This window comes from Frischella japonica, from assembly GCF_014489845.1.
Classification (GTDB): Bacteria; Pseudomonadota; Gammaproteobacteria; order Enterobacterales; family Orbaceae; genus Frischella; species Frischella japonica.
Window position 1 is genome coordinate 1 of record NZ_JABURY010000020.1, and the last position, 20718, is coordinate 20718.

Genomic DNA, 20718 nt, shown 5'->3' on the forward strand with positions numbered 1-20718 from the left:
TCAAAATTTTCTTCTACATACTGTTTGAATCAGAATTCCTTTCGTCGCTCTCAATCAATCAGTGGATGCGCATTATAGCGTCCTTTTCAGTTTGATCAAGTACAAAATGCAATTTTATTTCCGAAAGTGCAGTATTTAAACATCATCAACATTAAGATGTTGATATTCAACAAGATTATATTTCGCTATACTTTTGAGCACATTAGCCACTTGTGGATTAAATAACGTACTATTTACTTTATTAATTCCTTTATTACCATTCAATTTTGTTAAATCAAAATTGTCTTTCAATAAATGATAGACTCGTGAAGCTATCGCATAACCTGAATCTATAAATGAGGCTGATGGAAAAAGGGTTGCCAATTCATCTTTTATAAAAGGATAATGAGTACAACCAAGTACAATGGTATCAGGGGGAACCGTCAGTTGTAACCATGGCTGCATTAGATTTTTTAATTTTAGCATATCTACAGCGATTCCTTCTAATTTACGTTCAGCAAATAATGCCAATTCAGATAAACCTAGTAATTCAATATGGTAGCCTTGGGCAAATTCAGAAATTAAGTTTTGAGTATATTGCCGTTGTATGGTTGCTTTTGTTGCTAATAAACCAATACATTTATTTTTTGTGATTGTTGTTGCGGGCTTAATTGCAGGAACGACGCCTACAATTGGTATTGAAAAAGCTTGTCTTAGTGATGGTAGGCATATCGTGCTGGCTGTATTACAGGCAATAACAACAAGATCAATCGGATAAAGCGCAAGTTCTGCGCGAATGACTTTATTCACGCGTTTTATTAAAAACGCGTTTGATTTATCACCATAAGGAAATGCTTGGTTATCAAATAAATAAAAATAGTTTGCATTGGGAATTCTTTGCTGTATTTCATTATATACTGATATTCCACCAATACCCGAATCAAAAACAAGTATGTTAGGCACTCTACTCATTACATCGCCTATTTAACCATAATGGAAAAATCGAAAATTGTACGTTACGTATATGCTAAGCAAATTTTAATTTAATGCAATACTCCACCTCTAATTGATGTTTTTTCAGCTAACCAATCTCGATCCATTCGTTAAAAAACATGTACTATCGATACAATTGTTAATATTGGTCATCTATTTAATTAACGAAATTTAACCATGAAATTTTCTAAAATTAGCTGGTTTTTTAATACTGAGTTGATTAGAATAGCCATCTAGACGCTAAAACTGCTAGATAGATAATAATAAATATCGTCTTTCTACGCGCCCATTTAAAATTTAAGAGGGTATAATCATGTCAGAATATTTATTTACTTCTGAATCTGTATCAGAAGGCCATCCTGATAAAATTGCAGATCAAATCTCAGATGCCGTACTAGATGCCATTCTCAAGCAAGATCCAAAAGCTCGAGTAGCCTGTGAAACCTATGTTAAAACAGGTATGGCTTTAGTTGGTGGTGAAATTACCACTTCGGCTTGGGTTGATATTGAAGAATTAACCAGAAAAACTATACAGGACATCGGTTATACCAGTTCTGAAATGGGATTTGATGCTAACTCATGTGCAGTATTAAATGTGATCGGTAAGCAATCCCCTGATATCAATCAAGGTGTTGACAGAAAAAATCCTTTAGAACAAGGTGCAGGTGATCAAGGAATTATGTTTGGCTACGCTACTAATGAAATGCCTAATTTGATGCCTGCTGCGATTAGCTTTGCTCATGAATTAATGAAACGTCAGGCATTAGTTCGTAAAAACGGTTTATTACCTTGGCTAAGACCTGATGCCAAAAGTCAAATTACCTTAATTTATGAAGATGACAAAATTAAAGGTATCGATGCTATCGTTTTATCAACACAACACGCAGAAGAAATTACGTTAGACGTGTTACAAGAAGCTGTAATGGAAGAAATTATAAAACCGGTTTTACCAGCAGAATGGCTAACTTCACGTACTAAATATTTTATCAATCCGACAGGACGATTTGTCATTGGAGGTCCAATGGGCGACTGTGGTTTAACAGGGCGTAAGATCATTGTCGACACATATGGTGGCGCAGCTCGTCATGGAGGTGGAGCATTCTCGGGGAAAGATCCTTCTAAGGTTGACCGTTCAGCAGCTTATGCAGCAAGATATGTAGCTAAAAATATTGTGGCAGCCGGTTTAGCTGATCGTTGCGAATTACAAATATCCTATGCGATTGGTATAGCAGAACCAACTTCTATCTATGTTAATACCTTTGGCTCTGAAAAAGTCCCGCATAAAACAATTGTTGGATTAGTTAAAGAGTTTTTTGATTTACGACCATATGGACTAATCAATATGCTTGATCTCATTCAACCAATTTATCAAAAAACGGCCTCATATGGACATTTTGGTCGTGATGAATTCCCATGGGAACGTACTGACAAAGCTGAGTTATTACGTGATGCTGCAAATTTGAAATAAACAATAATTAATTACTTTCACGACATCACTGTGAAAGTCTTATAACGATGCGGCTAATGAATCATTCCAAGGTTCCTATTTTGTTACATAATCAAGTGATATCATGTTTAAAAAAACATATATCACTTGCAAATTTGTTTTTTAAAACAGACATTAACGAGCCCTTAATTCAGTATAAAAATAAAGGTAGTATTGCTGGTAGCGCTATATTAAGTAAATGGCAAATTCAAATTAACTCTATAATGTTAATCGAACATAAGCTAGATTTTATTTATGAAGTAATACCTCATGAATTAGCGCACCTTATCGTATATCAACAATACGGTCGCGTTAGCCCACATGGTAAAGAGTGGCAATTTGTGATGCAGGCTGTTTTCAATTGCGTCCCTAAACGCACACATGAATTTACCATTCCGTTATCAATACAAAAAAAACGCTATCGTTATATTTGCCAATGTCAGGATTATTGGTTGACCACAATTAGACACAATCGTATCCAACACCAAAAGGCGAAATATTATTGCAAGTTATGCCATACGTTATTGCAACTCAATAAGAATGATGTTAACAATTCAGAATAATGTTTTACACTTTATAGTTAAAAATACTATTCTATTAGAATAGATAACCTATTAATTTTATTAACCAATATTTAATAAGCAATATTATGATACAAACAAGCCTGTATTTGATGATTAAAAAACCTAAATTTAGAATGAGACCAAAATGTTAAGTTATCGTCATAGCTTCCACGCTGGCAATCACGCCGATGTATTGAAACATACCGTTTTAACATTATGTATCAATTATTTAAAAGAAAAAGAAAAACCATTTTTGTATCTTGACACCCATTCGGGGGCGGGACGATATTTACTGCAAAGTGAATATGCTGAAAAAACAGAAGAATATCTCGCCGGTATCGGACGCATATGGCTACAAGATCACTGTCCGGAATTATTAATGCCCTATTTATCCGTACTTCAATATTATAATCGTACTGAAAAGTTAAAGTATTATCCCGGTTCACCACTTATCGCCAAACAAATGTTAAGAGAACAAGATAAACTTAATCTCACTGAACTCCATTCAACCGATTATCCTCTTTTGAGGCAAGAGTTTATTAAAGATAAACGAGCAAAAGTACTTAAAGAAGATGGTTTCCAACAATTGAAGTCAAAACTGCCACCTGAATCACGTCGCGGCATTATTTTGATTGATCCTTCTTATGAAATAAAGGATGACTATCAAAATCTACCTAAAGCACTACTGGAAGGTTATAAACGTTTTGCCACCGGTAGTTATTTAATTTGGTATCCGGTTATAAATCGTTCTCAAACGCAACGAATGATTAACCAAATCACCAATTCTGGAATTAGAAATATTCTACAAATTGAGTTAGCCATTAAACCGGATAATAATCAGAAAGGTATGACAGCTTCAGGCATGATTGTGATTAACCCACCATGGAAATTACAACAACAAATGGCAACTATACTTCCTTGGTTACGTGAAAAGCTTGACCCCAGTAATATAGGTCATGGCTTAATTGAACAACTAGTTGCAGAATAGAGATAGATTAATGGTTTATTAATCGTTTTAATCTATCGTTTTGTTCTGATATTGTATCTTTTTTTATTGTTCTATTTATGACATAGTTAGAAAACTATTAAACACAGGATTTAGATAATGACAATAAAACATTATGATTATATTGCGATAGGTGGTGGCAGTGGTGGTATTGCTTCAATTAATCGTGCAGCTTCATATGGTAAGAAATGTGCCATAATTGAAGCAAAAGCTCTAGGTGGTACATGTGTAAATGTTGGGTGTGTACCAAAAAAAATTATGTGGTATGGTGCACAAATTGCTGAAGCAATCAACTATTATGGACCTGATTATGGTTTTGATACTGAAATTAAACATTTTAGTTGGCAAAAACTAGTTGCTAGTCGTTCCGCTTATATTGACCGAGTTCATCAATCTTATGATCGAGTATTAACAAAAAATAATGTAGACGTCATTAATGGTTATGCTAAATTTATCGATGCGAAAACATTAGAAGTGAATGGTAAGCACTATCGTGCTGATCACATTTTGATTGCCGTAGGCGGTAAACCAATTATTCCTAATATTCCTGGTGCCGAACATGGTATAACATCAGATGGTTTTTTCGCGTTAACGGAACAACCAAAACGTGTGGCTGTAGTTGGTGCGGGTTATATTGCTTGTGAAATTGCCGCTGTGCTTCACGCATTAGGAAGTGAAACACATCAATTTATTCGTAACGACACACCATTGCGGACCTTTGATCCATTAATTATTAATACATTAATGGAAGTGATTAGCACTGAAGGGTATCAACTCCATACACAATCAATACCAAAATCTGTGGCAAAAAATCAGGATAGCTCGTTAACATTAACCCTACAGAATGGTAAACAATGTGAAATTGATTGCCTAATTTGGGCTATTGGCCGTGAACCTGCTACTAACGGAATCAATCTTGAATCAACAGGAATTGAATTAACTGAAAAAGGTTTTATTAAAGTCGATAAATATCAAAATACTAATATTAAAGGGATCTACTCAGTTGGCGATGATACCGAAGCTGCGGCTTTAACCCCTGTCGCCGTAGCTGCTGGGCGTCGACTATCTGAACGTCTATTTAATAATAAACCTGATGAACATTTAGATTATACCAACATCCCAACGGTAGTATTTACCCATCCACCGATTGGAACCGTCGGCTTAACAGAACCACAGGCTATATATGCTCACGGCCAAGACAATGTAAAAATTTATCAGTCAACATTTACAGCCATGTACACCGCTGTCACACAACATCGTCAACCATGTAAAATGAAGTTAGTTTGTGTTGGCGAAGAAGAAAAAATCGTCGGTATTCATGGAATCGGTTATGGTATGGATGAAATACTGCAAGGATTTGCTGTCGCATTAAAAATGGGAGCAACCAAAAAAGATTTTGATAATACAATCGCCATCCATCCAACTGCAGCCGAAGAATTTGTAACTATGCGTTAATCATGTATAACACGATGAATGTATAACATTGATATATTCATCGTGGTATCTTTGAAAAACTATCCAAATTACATCTTTTATTACTAATTGGTTATAATAGATCAATCACACTCGATAAAAATCAACTCAAGCAGATTTATCTTCATAATGATGAATCATTTCTGAATAAATTTTTGATAAAGCGCTTTTTCGAAATTAATAATGGCAGTATTAGTCGGCTCATTATTGTTTTTCACATAATTGTAACCAGTAATAAATTGCACAAATGCAATATATTTATGCTCTTCTAATTTTATAAAACCGGCTAAATTATAATTACCTTCTAAATGTCCTGTTTTAGCATAAATGACTGATTTAAATTCTTTACCAGTGAAACTTTTACGATATTGTAATGTACCATCAACTCCTGCAATTGGCAGTTTATCAATTAAATGCAACGTCTCATCATTCGCTGCGATAAATTGTAAAATTGACATTAATTTCTTGGCATCAATAAGATTTAATCGCGATAGCCCTGAACCATCATTTAATACCGCATTTTCTAAATTAATATTTGCTTTAGTCAATAAAATCTCTTTCGTCGCATCACTGGCACTTTTCCATGTTCCAGGTACTTTAAAATGATGAGCGCCAATCGTTCTAAATAAAGTATCAGCGATTAAATTATTAGATTTTTTTAACATCATCGTTAACAATTCTGGTAATGGTTCAGATTGATTAATTGTCAATGGTATTAAGGCTTTTTTCAGTGGTTTTTTAGTTTCTCCAATTTTTCCGTTAAATTGTATATTTTTCTTTTTTAACTGGGATTTTAAAATTTTGCTAAAATAGTCAAGATGATCCATGATGGCAAACTTGAAATAACTTTTATTATGACTCTGTTTTATACAACCTGTTAAATGATAATGATTTTGGGTCCTAGGAATAATATCTAATTCACAATATTTATCAGCTAACGATTGGGACTCTTTAGCAATAGTACGCACATCACTGGTCAATGTTATTGGGTATAGTGGTGATACAGAAATAGTGGCTTTTTCACCAATTTTTTTACCCGGTAAAATTCCAGCATAGAAATAATTTTCGTCGATGAGCATCGCCGAAGGCGCTGTATTATACGAAGCGGTTAAATTATTCCATGACCATCCTAATGCTTTATCGTGACCATTAAATATTGAAGTATCAATAATAATATTCCCACTTATTTTATCTATTCCTTTTAATTTTAATACGGTCAGCATTTCACCAAGCTGTATCCGAGTAAAAGTCGGGTCACCACTCATTTGAATAACTAAATTACCTTTCAATTGCTTATTTTCAATTTTTCCATCCGTTAATATCTTGGTGATAAAACGAAAATCATTACCCAATTCTAATTGAGCGGCTAATGCAGTAATTAATTTTTGCAAGCTAGCCGGTTGTCTAAACTGACCATCTTGATAACTTAAAATTGTAGTTGGATTTTTTTCGACGGATTGCACCAATATCGAAATATCAGTACCATCAGGTAACAAGGATAAATAAGGAGCTAACTTCGCTTTATCATCGGCAAAACTATAAGTTGCCATAAAGCTCATCATTAGCATGATGAGTACTTGTCTCATGTTCATGCCTAACTGGTAAAACATTTAAATATATTAATATAAATTAAGTAATTAGACCAAATGTATTTAGTCATAAAATAACGATATTTTAATTCCTTAATCAGATTAACATCAATAATCGATAAATTAAAATATCATTCATCATAATATTAGGCTATAAAACCTTCAATCATAAGGTAATATTACACCACCACTATCGTTGCGTATTACCAATTCAGGAGCTGATGGCATACTTACTGGTATAATTTTACATATATCGCCTTCAGCCACTTGTCCTTCAAGAATTTTGCCGTAACTCAGCACACTGCTTGTTTGAATTATTAACAACTTACCGACGTTAGTTTGTTCATTTCCCAATACGCTATTAGTATAAACATCCTTTATCTTTTTGCCGATCCGAATTACATCACATTGCGTATCAACCGCTAAAGGTTGATCCAATATTATTTGTTCTCTGTCTGCTTTTAATACCCGAATAGGATAAATTTCATTGAGCAATTCATGGGTCACCAGCTCGGCAATTACTCGGATGGTATTATTCATCGTGGTGGTTAAATGCTCTCCATAGGTTGTACTTTTTAACTGATAATGTAATGTTCGACTGAAAACAATTTTATTTGTTTTAGATTCAATAAGTTGATACGCAAGTTTTGCTGACACGCGTTTTTCCTCAACACCTTGACCGGTTGCTTTTAATATCCGTACAGTCTCTTCAGCATTAAGATGGCTCAAGGTACTTTTAAGATAAAATTCAGCTTGAGCTCGCTTGTTAGAATAAATCGTATTGTTAGTGTTTTGATCAGATGCTAAATCTGATGGCTCATCATAATTTAATATCTCAAAACGATGTGAGTCATGCAAAGCATTCGTTATTTCGTGTGTTACCGTTTCAGAAAGCTGACGAGAAGAAACCGATGATTGATTTTGTTCAATAGCATCATCGATTTGAGCCGGCAAAACCACTAGTTTGTAACGTTCTGTTTGTTGTTGACCCAATCCATTTTCAAAAAGTGTTGTTTCATCAGCAATTTCTGCTAAATACGCCGTAGTTTGTTGTGCCTCATCAGAAGACGCTAGGTTTTCTGATTGCGCACTACACGCTGATAAAATAACCGTAGCCATAAACCCCATACTTAATTTTAATATTCTATTCATCATGATTTAATCCGATTACCATGCTGTTGATTTATTACTTCCTAACTTGCGTACCACACTTTCATTTTCCCAATAAGCTAAACCACTTTTAATATCCGTTAAAGTAAGTTGCAAGTAATATTCTACTAGCTGCTTATTTTTACCAGTTCGAGCAATACGTTGGGCTATTTTACCTGTTAATGATAAATCTGGTGCATATAATGTTCCTTTACCTGCAATGGTTTGTTGTTTAAATTCATCATTATCTCGCAATTCACGGACGTCATAAATTAAGTCATCAACATTTTTATTATCACCAGCAACTGCTGTTGTAACGACAGCTTTACCAGATTGCAACATACCAATACGAATTTTCTTAACTAGCATATCGGTATCAATGCGGATGGTCGTATCATTAATCATTTTACCTATTGCCACAACATAACGACCACCACCGGGTTTATTAAGTGCATTACTTGTCAACAATGAGTTTAATGACTCTTGAGCGGCTTGCTCAAAGTCTTGATTATCAAGTCCTAATGTAACCGCATCTTCAGCATTATCCTTAGTGACATATTCAACATTAGAAGAACACCCCACTAAAGTTAGTGTTAGTCCTAAGGTTATAGCAGTTATAGTTTTATAAAATGGTTTTGTTATTTTCATTAATATAGCCTCATTGATGGTAATTGATATTTTTTTGGATAATATGAACCTTAAAGTGATCGATTATATCCGATTTAATGTAAATTATTGCATCACGATCAGTTGATAATGGTGCTATTGTGGTTAATATTGAGCCATCTGGTTTATAAATATTGATCGGTTGGTTAGCCAATTTGGTTCTGGCAATTTGAAAATTTTTTGGTAATGTTCGCCATTGTCGTATATCAGCTTTATCTGTCGCAAGTTGATAAAATAAACCGATCCATTTCCCGCCATATTCAGCAAAATTGTCCTCTAAATAATATTGTATCGCAACTTTACTCGCCATATTCAGCATCGCATCAGTATAAACTGCTGGCAACTTTTTATTAAATTCAATTTGAATAATACTATCCATATTAGCGATTTCAGTGGTCTTTTGCTCATTCAATAATAGATAAGGATAAGACGTTGACCGTTGCTCAATGGTTGGTAAACTGACTTGAGCAGACACAACTTTATTAGTAAATAAATAGGCTGGGAATTCATAGGTAAACGACTGCTTAAGCATACCTTGCCCATTTTCATAAATAAGCCAAACATAATGCGTTTTTTTGGTTGAATTTTGTTCAATTAAGTTCAGATCTCGTTTAACTTGTTGCTGATTTGGTAACATGCGTAAAGTCTGTTTAAATAAATCACTCGCTTTACTGTAATCATTATCTAAATAAAAGAATAATCCACTCATATAGGTGGCAAATGGATTAATAAAATCTGGATAAATACTTTGTGCGGTGATGTCTCCCTCATAATCTGTGATTTCTGACGAACTATTTGGTAGCATAGACACCTCAGAACGCACACGAGAGCGGTTAAATTCCTGATAAGCTTCAGTAATCTCTTTTTGGAAATATTCACCGGCACGTCTTTGCCGATCAAGTGCCCGGTTGAATTCAATACGCGCGTTATCAAAATCATCTAATAGCATAAAGTCTAAACCTTTATAAACATTCATCATGATTTTTTCATAATTTTCGCCACGATAATTATTAACATTATTATTAATTAAAATGGATAAAACCGAACGTTCAGCACCTTTAATTTCCAGTTCTAATTCTTGTTGTTTAAAAATGGCTTCTGCCGTATCGAAAAATTCAATACTTTTCTGATAATCACCACAATGATAAGCTAACGCACCACCATTTAATGACCATAACAACGGATCACGTTCAATCTTATCTTTGATATCTGAATAATGACAATCATCAGCATAAAACTGCTGTTCATAATGGTTGAGATCTTTTTTATAATTATTTAAAGCATTACAACCATTTAGAGTCATCAAACTCATAATAATAATAAAGCTAAATATTAGTTCTTTCATCTATATTACTAAAAATTATTAGTATAATTTGATTATCATAGCAGAGATTGCCACAATCTATACATTACTGCGCATGAATTGTTCAAGTTTTGATTAATTTAGCATAAAAGAAACCATCACCACCATTAATGGTAGGTAAATACTGAATAATATCATTTACTAATTTCGCATCTGGCACAATAGCTAAAAAGCGCTCAATTTGTAAACGATTTTCATCAGGCAAAATCGAACACGTCGCATAGATTAATGTGCCACCCGATTTCAGATATGGCCAAATATTGGTTAAAATTTGAAATTGCAATTGAACCAGCTCAGCAATATCGCTTTCACGACGCAACCATTTAATATCAGGATGACGTCGAATCACGCCAGTTGCTGAACAAGGCGCATCTAATAAAATGCGATCGAATTGTTGCCCATGGGCCCACTGTTCCGGCGCTATGCCATCACCAACGATGACTTGCGCATTCAATTTCAAACGACTAAGATTTTCATCAATCCGTTTCACTCGCTCTGGATCAATATCAACAGCTAACACATTTGCTTGCGGCGCCAACTCCAAAATATGGGTAGTTTTCCCTCCAGGAGCGGCACACAAATCTAAAATTAACTCACCATTTTGAGGCTCAAGCAAAAAAGCGGCCTGTTGCGCGGAACGATCTTGTACCGTAACCACACCTCGCTCAAACTCTGGCAACTTATTTACTCCAACCGGCACATCTAATTGTAATGCGCTAGATAGCTGTGGATCACTTGTTGATGAGATATTCTGTGATTGCAGTAACATTTGATAATCTGGCACAGAATAATATTGTCGGTTTACACGCAGCCACATCGGTGGTTTTTGGTTATTATTATCAATAATCGTTTGCCAATCATTTGGATAGGCGTGCTTAATTCGCTTTACTAACCAACTTGGATGCAAGGAAGTATTTCCCTTAGCTAAAAACAGCTGCGTTAATTCAGCCTTCTCCCGTAAAAAAGTGCGTAAAACACCATTAACCATGCCCTTTAATGCTGGCTTTCTAAGTACATTCACGCCATTGACCGTATCACCGACTGCCGCATGTTCAGGCACTCGAGTATAAAGAATCTGGTATATTCCTACCATCAATAAATAATGAATAATACGATTTTTACCAGTAAGTGGTTTCGCCATTAATGATTGAATATAAAATTCCAATTCTGGTAATACGCGCATAATACCAAAACAGATCTCCTGCACTAATGCTCGATCTTTATCAGTGATGTTATTCGCTTGCTGCGATAAAGCACTACTTAATGAACTACCTTGATCTAAAACATCATAAATAATTTGGCTACAAATAGCCCGCAAATTATAAGGTTTAGGTTTAATTTGAGTCTTTAATACCATTGTATAAAACGATTACAATTAAAATTGTTGATAAGCATAACGTAATCCAATTTACTGTAAAGTCATTTTATTGTTAAAACGCTTTTAATTAAGTATAAACACGGTATTGCACTGCCAATTAACACAATATTTAACCAATAAATAGACACAAAATGGTCAATGTGTTATTTTTCAACCAATCAAACAATATTTTTAGAAAATAATAAATAAATGGGATTGACGAATTAAAGTTAATCATGTTTAATATGCATCCATTGTTGCCCGGATAGCTCAGTCGGTAGAGCAGGGGATTGAAAATCCCCGTGTCCGTGGTTCGATTCCGCGTCCGGGCACCAATTCCAAAAAAAGAACACCAGCGAAAGCTGGTTTTTTTGTGTTTGAAATTCCGCTAAATATATTCTCTATCTTTTTTAAGCATTTTCGTTGTAATACCAATGATAGTTATAATACTTGGAAATTCACTTTAAAAAATAAACTAAAATAAGATTAATCCACTAGTTCTAATTAGCGTTCATATCAGTTCCATTATTTTAGATAAAATAAACAGTATCAAAGAGCTTAAGCAGCAATTCAAAAAAACGATAATAGCGACATATAAAATAACTTATTTATGGTATATGGCTAAGAATGGCGTTTATGGATTTTTGAGGTATTCACCTGTATTATTATACTCAAAATAAGTCAATTAGGTTGTTCGTCAAAAGCATGAACTAGCTCGGCTAGCAAGATAAAACATTGCGGATTGGCGTTATGGCGCCTAAACGATTCAATTTTAAAAATTAGTTCATTTTGATAAAAATTATCAAAATTTATATTGTAAAGATAATTGTTAGATTTTATCTGATTTCGATAACATCACCAAACAGGATAAAAATGAATAAACAACAATTGGCTGCTAAGATTTGGGAATCTGCCAACCAGATGCGTTCTAAAATTGAGGCGAATGAATATAAAGATTACATTCTTGGTTTTATTTTCTATAAATATTTAAGTGATCAGTTAGTACAATTTGTTTCCAAAGAAGGCATGACACCAGACGATATCAAATTGCTTACTGAAGCCGATAAAGATACGGTAAAGTTCGTGCAAGATAACTTAGGTTACTTTATTGCCTATGATAATTTATTTTCCACTTGGATAGATCCCAAATATCCATTCGATGAATCTAATGTACGTGATGCACTATCAGCATTTAGCCGTTTAATTTCACCAACCTATAAAAAGCTCTTTGAGGGAATTTTTACCACTTTAGAAACCGGTTTAAGTAAGCTCGGTGAAAGTGCAGGTAAACGTACCAAAGCTATCAGTGATTTACTTCAATTAATCAAAAGTATTCCAATGAATGCTAATCAAGGATACGATGTATTGGGTTACATTTACGAATATTTGATTGAAAAATTTGCGGCGAATGCGGGTAAAAAAGCTGGTGAATTTTATACACCGCATGAAGTTTCAGTACTGATGTCAAACATCATCGCTCATGAATTAAAACATAAAAATACTATTAAAATTTACGACCCAACATCGGGGTCAGGTTCTCTGTTAATTAATATCGGTGAGGCGTTCCAGAAATACGGCAAAAATAAAGACAGTATTACCTATTATGCTCAAGAATTAAAAGCGAACACTTATAATCTTACTCGTATGAACTTAATTATGCGGGGTATTAAAGCCAGCAACATTAAAACCCGTAATGCCGACACATTGGAAGAAGATTGGCCTTATGTTGACGACAGTGACCCACAAGGTTCATATGACCCTTTGCATGTTGATGCAGTAGTATCAAATCCACCTTACTCCCAAAGCTGGGATCCAAGTTTTAAAGAGAGCGATCCTCGTTATTCTCGTTTTGGGCTCGCCCCCAAAACCAAAGCCGATTTTGCGTTTTTGTTGCATGATCTATACCATTTAAAACCCGATGGTATTATGACGATTGTTCTTCCTCATGGTGTTTTATTTAGGGGGGGTGAAGAGGGCGAGATTCGTAAGCAACTTATTGAACAGAATCATATTGATACAATTATCGGTTTGCCGGCAAATATCTTTTTTGGTACCGGTATTCCGACGGTAATTTTAGTACTTAAACAAAAACGTCAAAATACTGACGTATTGGTAATTGATGCCTCGAAACATTTTATTAAAGAAGGAAAAAATAACAAACTGCAAATTAGTGATATCAAACGTATTACAGATGCGGTGATTAATCGTGAAAGTATCGATAAGTTCTCGCAACTTGTTAGCAAGGATACTATACGCGCTAACGACTTTAACCTTAATATTCCTCGCTATGTGGACTCTTCAGAAGCGACACCAAACTGGGATTTACATGCCACCATGCTGGGCGGTATACCTAACAGTGAAATTGCTGAATTACAGCACTATTGGCAAACTTTTCCAGCGCTGCGTAACAAACTGTTTGCTGCTAAATCAGCGGCTTATAGCGAGCTGGCTATCGATAAACAAGTCGTCAATGTCACTATTGCGCAGCATCCACAAGTGTTGGCATTTATTGACGCCTATAATCAAGCCTTTAACGGTTTTGATACATACTTACAAACGCAATTAATTGAAAATTGGCAGAGTGTTAAACGTAATCAGTGTGAATCGGCGTTAAGTGCTGAATTATTTAACCGTTTAGCGTCAAATAACCTAATCGACAAATATCAAGCTTATCAGTTTTTAAGTGATCAATGGCAAATCATCAGCGTTGATTTAGAAATGATGCAAACAGAGGGTTTTTCGGCCACTAAACAAGTTGATGCCAATATGGTGATCAAGAAAAAAAACGGTCAAGACATTGACGTACAAGACGGTTGGAAAGGTCATATTTTACCGTTTGATTTAGTGCAAAAGACTTATTTGAACGATGCTTTACAAGCTTTAGCTGAAAAGGAAACTCGCTTAGCTGAAATTGCGAGTTTGCTGGAAGAGATTCTAGAATCGCTCACCGAAGAAGAAAAAGAACAAGATATCATTAAAGAGAGCCAAGATGGTTTTGCCAACACCGAAGTTAGTAAGGCCGCCAAAAACTTCTTAAAAGAGCAAAAAGAGAGCAAAATCAAGTTTGTTGAAGAAAGCTATGAGCACAAAATAATTCAAGCTAGTCGGTTGATTGACGAAGAAAAAACATTAAAGAAAACAGTTAAAGACGCCGCTATTGAGTTGCATCTAACAACCAAAACGACTCTTGAAAGTTTAACTGATGAACAGGTGAACAATCTACTATGCCTTAAATGGATTACCCCATTATGCAGTGAACTTGCCACAATGCCAAACGTAATAATTAACCAACTCACTACTCAAGTACAAGCACTTGCCGATAAATATGCCGTGACCTATTCGCAAATAGCTAATGAAATTAAAACCACCGAGCAAGAGTTGGCACAGATGATAGGTGAACTCACTGGTAATGAGTTTGATATGCAGGGCCTTGACGAACTCGCTAGCTTGTTAAAGGGTGAATAAGATGAGTGTGGATAGACAGTTGCCAGAGATACGATTTGAGGGGTTTAACGGAGAGTGGAATTCTCTTATTTTAGGTGAAAATGCTAAATTTACTAAAGGACAAGGATATTCAAAAGGAGATTTAGTTGAAAGTGGATCACCAATCATTTTATATGGACGACTTTATACAAATTATCAAACAGTAATTACAAATGTCGACACATTTGTAACGGAAAAAGATAAGTCCACTAAAAGTATTGGAGGAGAAGTTATCGTTCCTGCTTCGGGTGAATCATCTGAGGATATATCAAGGGCTGCAGTCGTTAGAATGAAAAATGTAATTCTTGGAGGAGATTTGAATATTGTCTTACCCAACAAAAATATTCATTCAATTTTTTTAGCCTTAGTATTATCAAATGGACGTGTAAAAAAAGAACTCTCTTCTAAGGCGCAAGGAAAATCTGTTGTCCATATAAGAAATTCAGACTTATCAGATTTAAACATTATCGTACCTTCTGAAGATATAGAACAAACCCAAATCGGGAACTACTTTCAAAAACTCGATAACCTTATCAACCAACACCAAAAAAAGCATGATAAGCTTTGCAATATTAAAAAAGCCATGCTGGAAAAAATGTTTCCCAAGCAAGGGAAAATCATTCCAGAAATTCGTTTTAGAGGGTTTAGTGGGGAGTGGGAAAATAAAGGAATAGAGGAAATTTCTAAAGTTTTCATAGGGTTGGTGACAACAATGACTACTTCATATAGAAATCAGGGGGTATTATTGATAAGAAATTCGGATATAAAAAATAATAGATTTGAGTTTTCGGATAGTCCAATTTATTTAGATAAAAAATTTGCGGATGAGAACTCAAGTAGAAAATTAATGCTGGGTGATGTTATAACTGTTCATACAGGGGATGTCGGTACGTCAGCAGTTGTTACTGAAAAAGAGGAAGGTTCAATAGGATTTGCAACTATTGTTTCAAGACCAAATAAAAATATTGTTGATTCAAATTATTTAAGTGTATTTTTTAATACGGATATTCATAAAAATTTTGCAATGAATGTCTCTACCGGAGATGGTAGAGCTAATTATAACTTAAAGGATTTTTATAAATTAAAGGTTCCACTTCCAGCTATTGATGAGCAAATAAAAATAGGATTATTAGTTCAAAAACTTGATGCCTTAATCAACCAACACCAACAACAAATCACCAAACTCAATAATATCAAGCAAGCCTGCTTGAGCAAAATGTTTGTTTAAGGAGAAACAATGATAACCTTTAAAACTGAAGCCCAATTTGAGCAGGCCTTTATTGATGTCCTTACCCAAAAAGGGTGGGAACAGGAAATACTTAAAAATAAAACTGAGGCGCAATTGTTGCAAAATTGGGCAACTATCTTGTTTGAAAATAATCGCCAACAGGATCGGTTAAATGATGTGCCCTTAACCAATACTGAAATGCAACAAATCATTGAGCAAATCAAAGAGCTTAAAACACCGATTAAACTAAATGGCTTAATCAACGGTAAAACCATTGCCATCAAGCGAGATAACCCATTAGATACCTTGCATTTCGGTAAAGAGGTCAGCTTAAAAATTTACGACCGCCAAGAAATTGCCGCTGGTCAAAGCCGTTACCAAATTGTGCAACAACCCAAATTTGAACGTGGTAGCCCTTTGCGTAATGACCGTCGTGGTGATGTTATGTTACTCATTAATGGAATGCCGGTGATTCATGTAGAGCTAAAGCGCAGTGGTATTCCGGTTAGCCAAGCTGTTAACCAAATTGAAAAGTACAGCAAAGAGGGGATATTTAGCGGGCTGTTTTCGCTTATCCAAGTATTTGTGGCTATGGAGCCTGAGGAAACGAAATACTTTGCCAATCCGGGGGCAGATGGCAATTTTAACCCTGATTATCAATTTCACTGGGCTGATTTTAATAATGAGCCGATGAATCATTGGAAAGATATTGCTTCGACCTTGTTGTCTATTCCTATGGCACACCAATTGATTGGTTTTTACACTGTTGCTGACGATACCGATGGCATCCTTAAAGTGATGCGTAGTTATCAGTATTATGCTGCCAATGCAATATCGGACAAAGTTGCCAAAACCAATTGGCAACAACTTAGTAATACTGCAAATAATTCAGATTGCCTCGGTGGTTATGTATGGCATACTACTGGCTCAGGTAAAACCATGACCAGTTTTAAATCGGCGCAGTTAATTGCCCAATCCAAAGATGCCGATAAACTAATTTTTTTAATGGATCGAGTTGAACTCGGTACACAATCCCTTGCAGAGTACCGCAATTTTGCCAATGATGGTGAAGACGTTCAAGCTACAGAAAATACCAATACGCTCATTACCAAATTGAAAAGTAGTAATCCAGCCGATACATTAATTGTTACTTCCATTCAAAAAATGAGTAATATTTTTGAAACGGTTAATGATGAAGGGACGGCTACTAACTCTGCCGATATTGAAAAAATTCGTACCAAGCGCTTAGTGTTCATTATCGATGAGGCTCATCGATCAACGATGAGTGGCGGTAATGAAGATAAAGAAGGCATGTTGGTGCGAATAAAAAGGACTTTCCCTAAGGCACTCTTTTTTGGTTTTACTGGCACACCGATTCATGAGGAAAATCAGATCAATCTCAATACTACCGCTGATGTGTTTGGTAACGAACTACATCGTTACAGTATCGCCGATGGTATACGCGATGGCAACGTACTGGGTTTTGACCCCTATAAAGTTTCTACGTTTAGAGATATTGATTTGAGGGAAAAGGTAGCGCTTGAGCAAGCTAAAGCTAACACCATTATAGAGGCCATGAACGATCCCGTAAAGAAGGAAAAATTTAATTATTTTATGAATGATATGCCTATGGCTGGCTATAAAGATGCTATGGGTAAATATCACAAAGGCATTGAAGACTATATACCGAAAAGCCAATATTTATCCGATGCGCATCAAGAAAAGGTTGTCAGCGATATCTTAGATAAATGGGAAATACTCAGTCAAGGCAATAAGTTTCATGCTATTTTAGCTACAAGCAGTATCGCCGAAGCCATTGATTATTATCGACGATTAAAAGCAGCCAAACCGGAACTGAAAGTGTCCGCCTTATTTGATCCACATATTGATAACAGTGGTGATGAAAATCGAGGCCCAACCTTTAAAGGGGATGGTTTAGAAGAAATAATAGCCGATTATAACGCACGTTACAGTCAGAATTTTGATTTTGCCCGCCATGCTGCTTTCAAAAAAGATTTATCGACTCGTCTTGCTCATAAAAAACAATACAAACATATACATACTGAGCCTGCAAAACAGTTAGATTTATTGATTGTAGTAAACCAAATGCTTACCGGTTTCGATTCTAAATGGCTTAATACGTTATATTTAGATAAGGTTATTGAAAATCAACATATTATTCAAGCGTTCTCGCGCACTAATCGCTTGTTTGGTCCCGATAAACCTCACGGCATCATTCGCTATTATCGTTACCCACACACCATGGAACGGCACATCAACGATGCGGTAAAACTCTACTCAGGTGATAAGCCGATCGGTTTATTTGTTGATAAGTTAGTAAACAACCTTGAGGCTATGAATGAATTTGTCGCAGATATTCGAGAGCTGTTTATTAACGCTGGTATTGATAATTTTGAAAAACTGCCAGAGGATATTGATACTTGTGCTAAATTTGCAAAATTATTTAATACGTTTAATCAACACTTAGAAGCAGCAAAAATACAAGGATTTAATTGGAAACAGTCGATCTACTCCTTTACTGAAAAGGATAAACCGTATGAGGTAACATTAGCTATAGACGAACAAACTTACTTGAGTCTCATTTTACGTTACAGAGAGTTAGTTGCAAAAGGCGAAAGCATTGGTGCGAGAGGGGGGGATGTCCCTTTTGATGTCAGTGGTTATTTAACGGAAATCGATACCGGTAAAATCGATGCCAACTATATGAATAGTCGATTTGATAAATATTTGAAAGAGCTGAATCAAAATTCAATCAATATTGAAAACACCTTAAATGAGCTGCATAAGTCATTTGCTTCACTTTCTCAAAGTGAGCAAAAGTACGCTAAACTTTTTTTACATGATTTACAACGTGGTGATGCGCGGTTAATTGATGGTCACACTTTTAGGGATTATATCAATATTTACAAAGATAACGCTGAAAATGCGCAAATGAATATGGTGGTTGATGCGCTTGGTTTAGATAAAAAACTACTTTTAACGTTAATGAGCGATAGAGTGAATGAGAATAATCTCAATGATTTTGGTCGATTCGATGCCTTAAAAGAAACGGTCGATAAAGCAAAGGCGAAAGCCTATTTTGAAAAACAAGACGGCATCACAATATCATTATTTAAGCTCAATATTCGCATTGAACAGTTTTTGAAACAATTTATTTTTTCACGAACAGATGATCTTTAAGATGACGTTGTTTGTAGGGATTTTTTCAAATTAAATTTTTTAAATAAGTTTTAATCTAACCATTACGACAAACTTTGGTTTTTTCGATTCAATTCATAACGTTTTGTAACGTTATACAACAGATTATAGAGTTTTTTTCTCTATTGATATGAATAAGTTGAATTTAATGGGACCGATATAGATGGTTGTGATAAGCTTAAAAATATCATCCATTATATTAAGGAGAAATAAATGGCTATTCCCGATTATCAAACGCTTATGCTACCACTTTTAGAATGGTTATCCGATGGAAAAGCGCATACGACAAGGAAAACGTATGATCATTTGATTCAGCTATTCAACTTAACACCTGATGAAGCAAATCAATTACTCCCTAATAGCAATCAAGCGATTATTGAAAATAGAATCGGTTGGGCTAAAACCTATCTGAAAAAAGCAGGATTAATTGATAACGCTAAACGAGGTATTTGGCAAATAAGTGAATTGGGATTAAAGTTTTTACAAAGCAAGCCTACGCGATTAACAAATGAAGAGTTAATGCACATACCAGAATTTGTATCATTTAAACAATCATCGTCTGCCACTCCAACGCAAACAAAGCCAATTAACGTTGAATCAGAAAACACACCGACAGAACTTATGGATTCATCCTATCAAGAAATTCGAGGCTCACTTGTCACTGATCTACTGAGTTCAATTAAAACGTGTTCACCTGCATTTTTTGAACGGTTAGTCTTGGACGTTATGCTTGCTTTAGGTTATGGTGGCTCTCGCCGTGATGCAGGGGAGGCAACTCGCATAGCAAAAGATGGTGGCATTGATGGGATCATCCGAGAAGATAAGCTTGGACTTGACATGATTTATTTACAGGCTAAAAAGTGGGAAGGTACTGTCGGCCGACCTGAAATACAAAAATTTGCTGGCGCCCTACAGGGTGTAAAAGCTAGAAAAGGCGTGTTTATTACAACTTCCAATTTTAGCAATGAAGCAATTGATTACGTAACACATTTAGAGTCAAAAATTATTTTAATTAATGGTAGTCAGTTAGCAGAGTTAATGATTGATCACAATGTTGGGGTTTCAACAAAGCAGACTTATGAAGTAAAGCAAATTGATAGTGATTACTTTGAGGAGGTTTAGTAAAAGGTATTTCCTATATGAGTTTAATGTCATCATAAATCG

At 35.2% G+C, this 20718-nt stretch carries 14 protein-coding genes and 1 tRNA gene; 9 read left to right on the plus strand and 6 right to left on the minus strand.

Annotated features, from left to right (window positions below; translation table 11 throughout):
- Window positions 1-135: 135 nt before the first annotated feature.
- A complete protein-coding gene (gene murI, locus FcAc13_RS10455; protein WP_187756170.1) occupies window positions 136-951 on the minus strand; it encodes a glutamate racemase in 816 nt (271 codons plus the stop codon).
- 334 nt (window positions 952-1285) lie between these two features.
- Between murI and metK the strand changes: the two genes are divergently transcribed.
- The 4 genes from metK (at window position 1286) to gorA (ending at window position 5482) form a co-directional block, all read left to right on the plus strand.
- Window positions 1286-2440, plus strand: coding sequence for a methionine adenosyltransferase (gene metK / locus FcAc13_RS10460; RefSeq protein ID WP_187756171.1), 1155 nt, complete (start codon window positions 1286-1288; stop codon window positions 2438-2440).
- A gap of 56 nt (window positions 2441-2496) precedes the next feature.
- Window positions 2497-3021, plus strand: coding sequence for a SprT family zinc-dependent metalloprotease (locus tag FcAc13_RS10465; RefSeq protein ID WP_187756172.1), 525 nt, complete (start codon window positions 2497-2499; stop codon window positions 3019-3021).
- 145 nt (window positions 3022-3166) lie between these two features.
- Window positions 3167-4009, plus strand: coding sequence for a 23S rRNA (adenine(2030)-N(6))-methyltransferase RlmJ (locus FcAc13_RS10470; protein WP_187756173.1), 843 nt, complete (start codon window positions 3167-3169; stop codon window positions 4007-4009).
- 117 nt (window positions 4010-4126) lie between these two features.
- The gene (gene gorA / locus FcAc13_RS10475) at window positions 4127-5482 is read left to right on the plus strand and encodes a glutathione-disulfide reductase (RefSeq protein ID WP_187756174.1); all 1356 of its coding nucleotides are present in this window, start codon (window positions 4127-4129) and stop codon (window positions 5480-5482) included.
- A 155-nt stretch (window positions 5483-5637) separates the two neighbouring features.
- Here gorA and dacB read toward each other — a convergent pair whose 3' ends face one another.
- From dacB to rsmB, 5 genes are all read right to left on the minus strand, one after another.
- On the minus strand, window positions 5638-7086 hold the full coding sequence (gene dacB, locus FcAc13_RS10480) for a serine-type D-Ala-D-Ala carboxypeptidase (RefSeq protein WP_187756175.1): 1449 nt from the start codon (window positions 7084-7086) through the stop codon (window positions 5638-5640).
- A gap of 165 nt (window positions 7087-7251) precedes the next feature.
- Window positions 7252-8244, minus strand: coding sequence for a hypothetical protein (locus tag FcAc13_RS10485; RefSeq protein ID WP_187756176.1), 993 nt, complete (start codon window positions 8242-8244; stop codon window positions 7252-7254).
- Between the two features lie 12 nt (window positions 8245-8256).
- Complete coding sequence (gene lpoB, locus FcAc13_RS10490; RefSeq protein ID WP_187756177.1) at window positions 8257-8886, minus strand: penicillin-binding protein activator LpoB; 630 nt, start codon at window positions 8884-8886, stop codon at window positions 8257-8259.
- Between the two features lie 10 nt (window positions 8887-8896).
- Entirely contained in the window at window positions 8897-10249 is a 1353-nt protein-coding gene (locus FcAc13_RS10495) for a COG3014 family protein (RefSeq protein ID WP_187756178.1), read from the minus strand.
- 82 nt (window positions 10250-10331) lie between these two features.
- Complete coding sequence (rsmB, locus tag FcAc13_RS10500) at window positions 10332-11624, minus strand: 16S rRNA (cytosine(967)-C(5))-methyltransferase RsmB (RefSeq protein WP_187756179.1); 1293 nt, start codon at window positions 11622-11624, stop codon at window positions 10332-10334.
- 259 nt (window positions 11625-11883) lie between these two features.
- On the opposite strand from rsmB, the gene FcAc13_RS10505 reads away from it, so the two are divergent.
- From FcAc13_RS10505 to FcAc13_RS10525, 5 genes are all read left to right on the plus strand, one after another.
- Window positions 11884-11959 (plus strand) — tRNA-Phe (locus tag FcAc13_RS10505).
- Window positions 11960-12497: 538 nt separating this feature from the next.
- Window positions 12498-15089, plus strand: coding sequence for a type I restriction-modification system subunit M (locus tag FcAc13_RS10510; RefSeq protein WP_187756180.1), 2592 nt, complete (start codon window positions 12498-12500; stop codon window positions 15087-15089).
- Window position 15090: 1 nt separating this feature from the next.
- Window positions 15091-16335, plus strand: a complete 1245-nt coding sequence (locus tag FcAc13_RS10515) for a restriction endonuclease subunit S (protein WP_187756181.1) — start codon at window positions 15091-15093, stop codon at window positions 16333-16335.
- 9 nt (window positions 16336-16344) lie between these two features.
- Window positions 16345-19536: a type I restriction endonuclease subunit R gene (locus tag FcAc13_RS10520; protein ID WP_187756182.1), complete on the plus strand. Its 3192-nt coding sequence runs from the start codon at window positions 16345-16347 to the stop codon at window positions 19534-19536.
- A 231-nt stretch (window positions 19537-19767) separates the two neighbouring features.
- The gene (locus FcAc13_RS10525) at window positions 19768-20676 is read left to right on the plus strand and encodes a restriction endonuclease (RefSeq protein WP_187756183.1); all 909 of its coding nucleotides are present in this window, start codon (window positions 19768-19770) and stop codon (window positions 20674-20676) included.
- Window positions 20677-20718 lie beyond the last annotated feature (42 nt).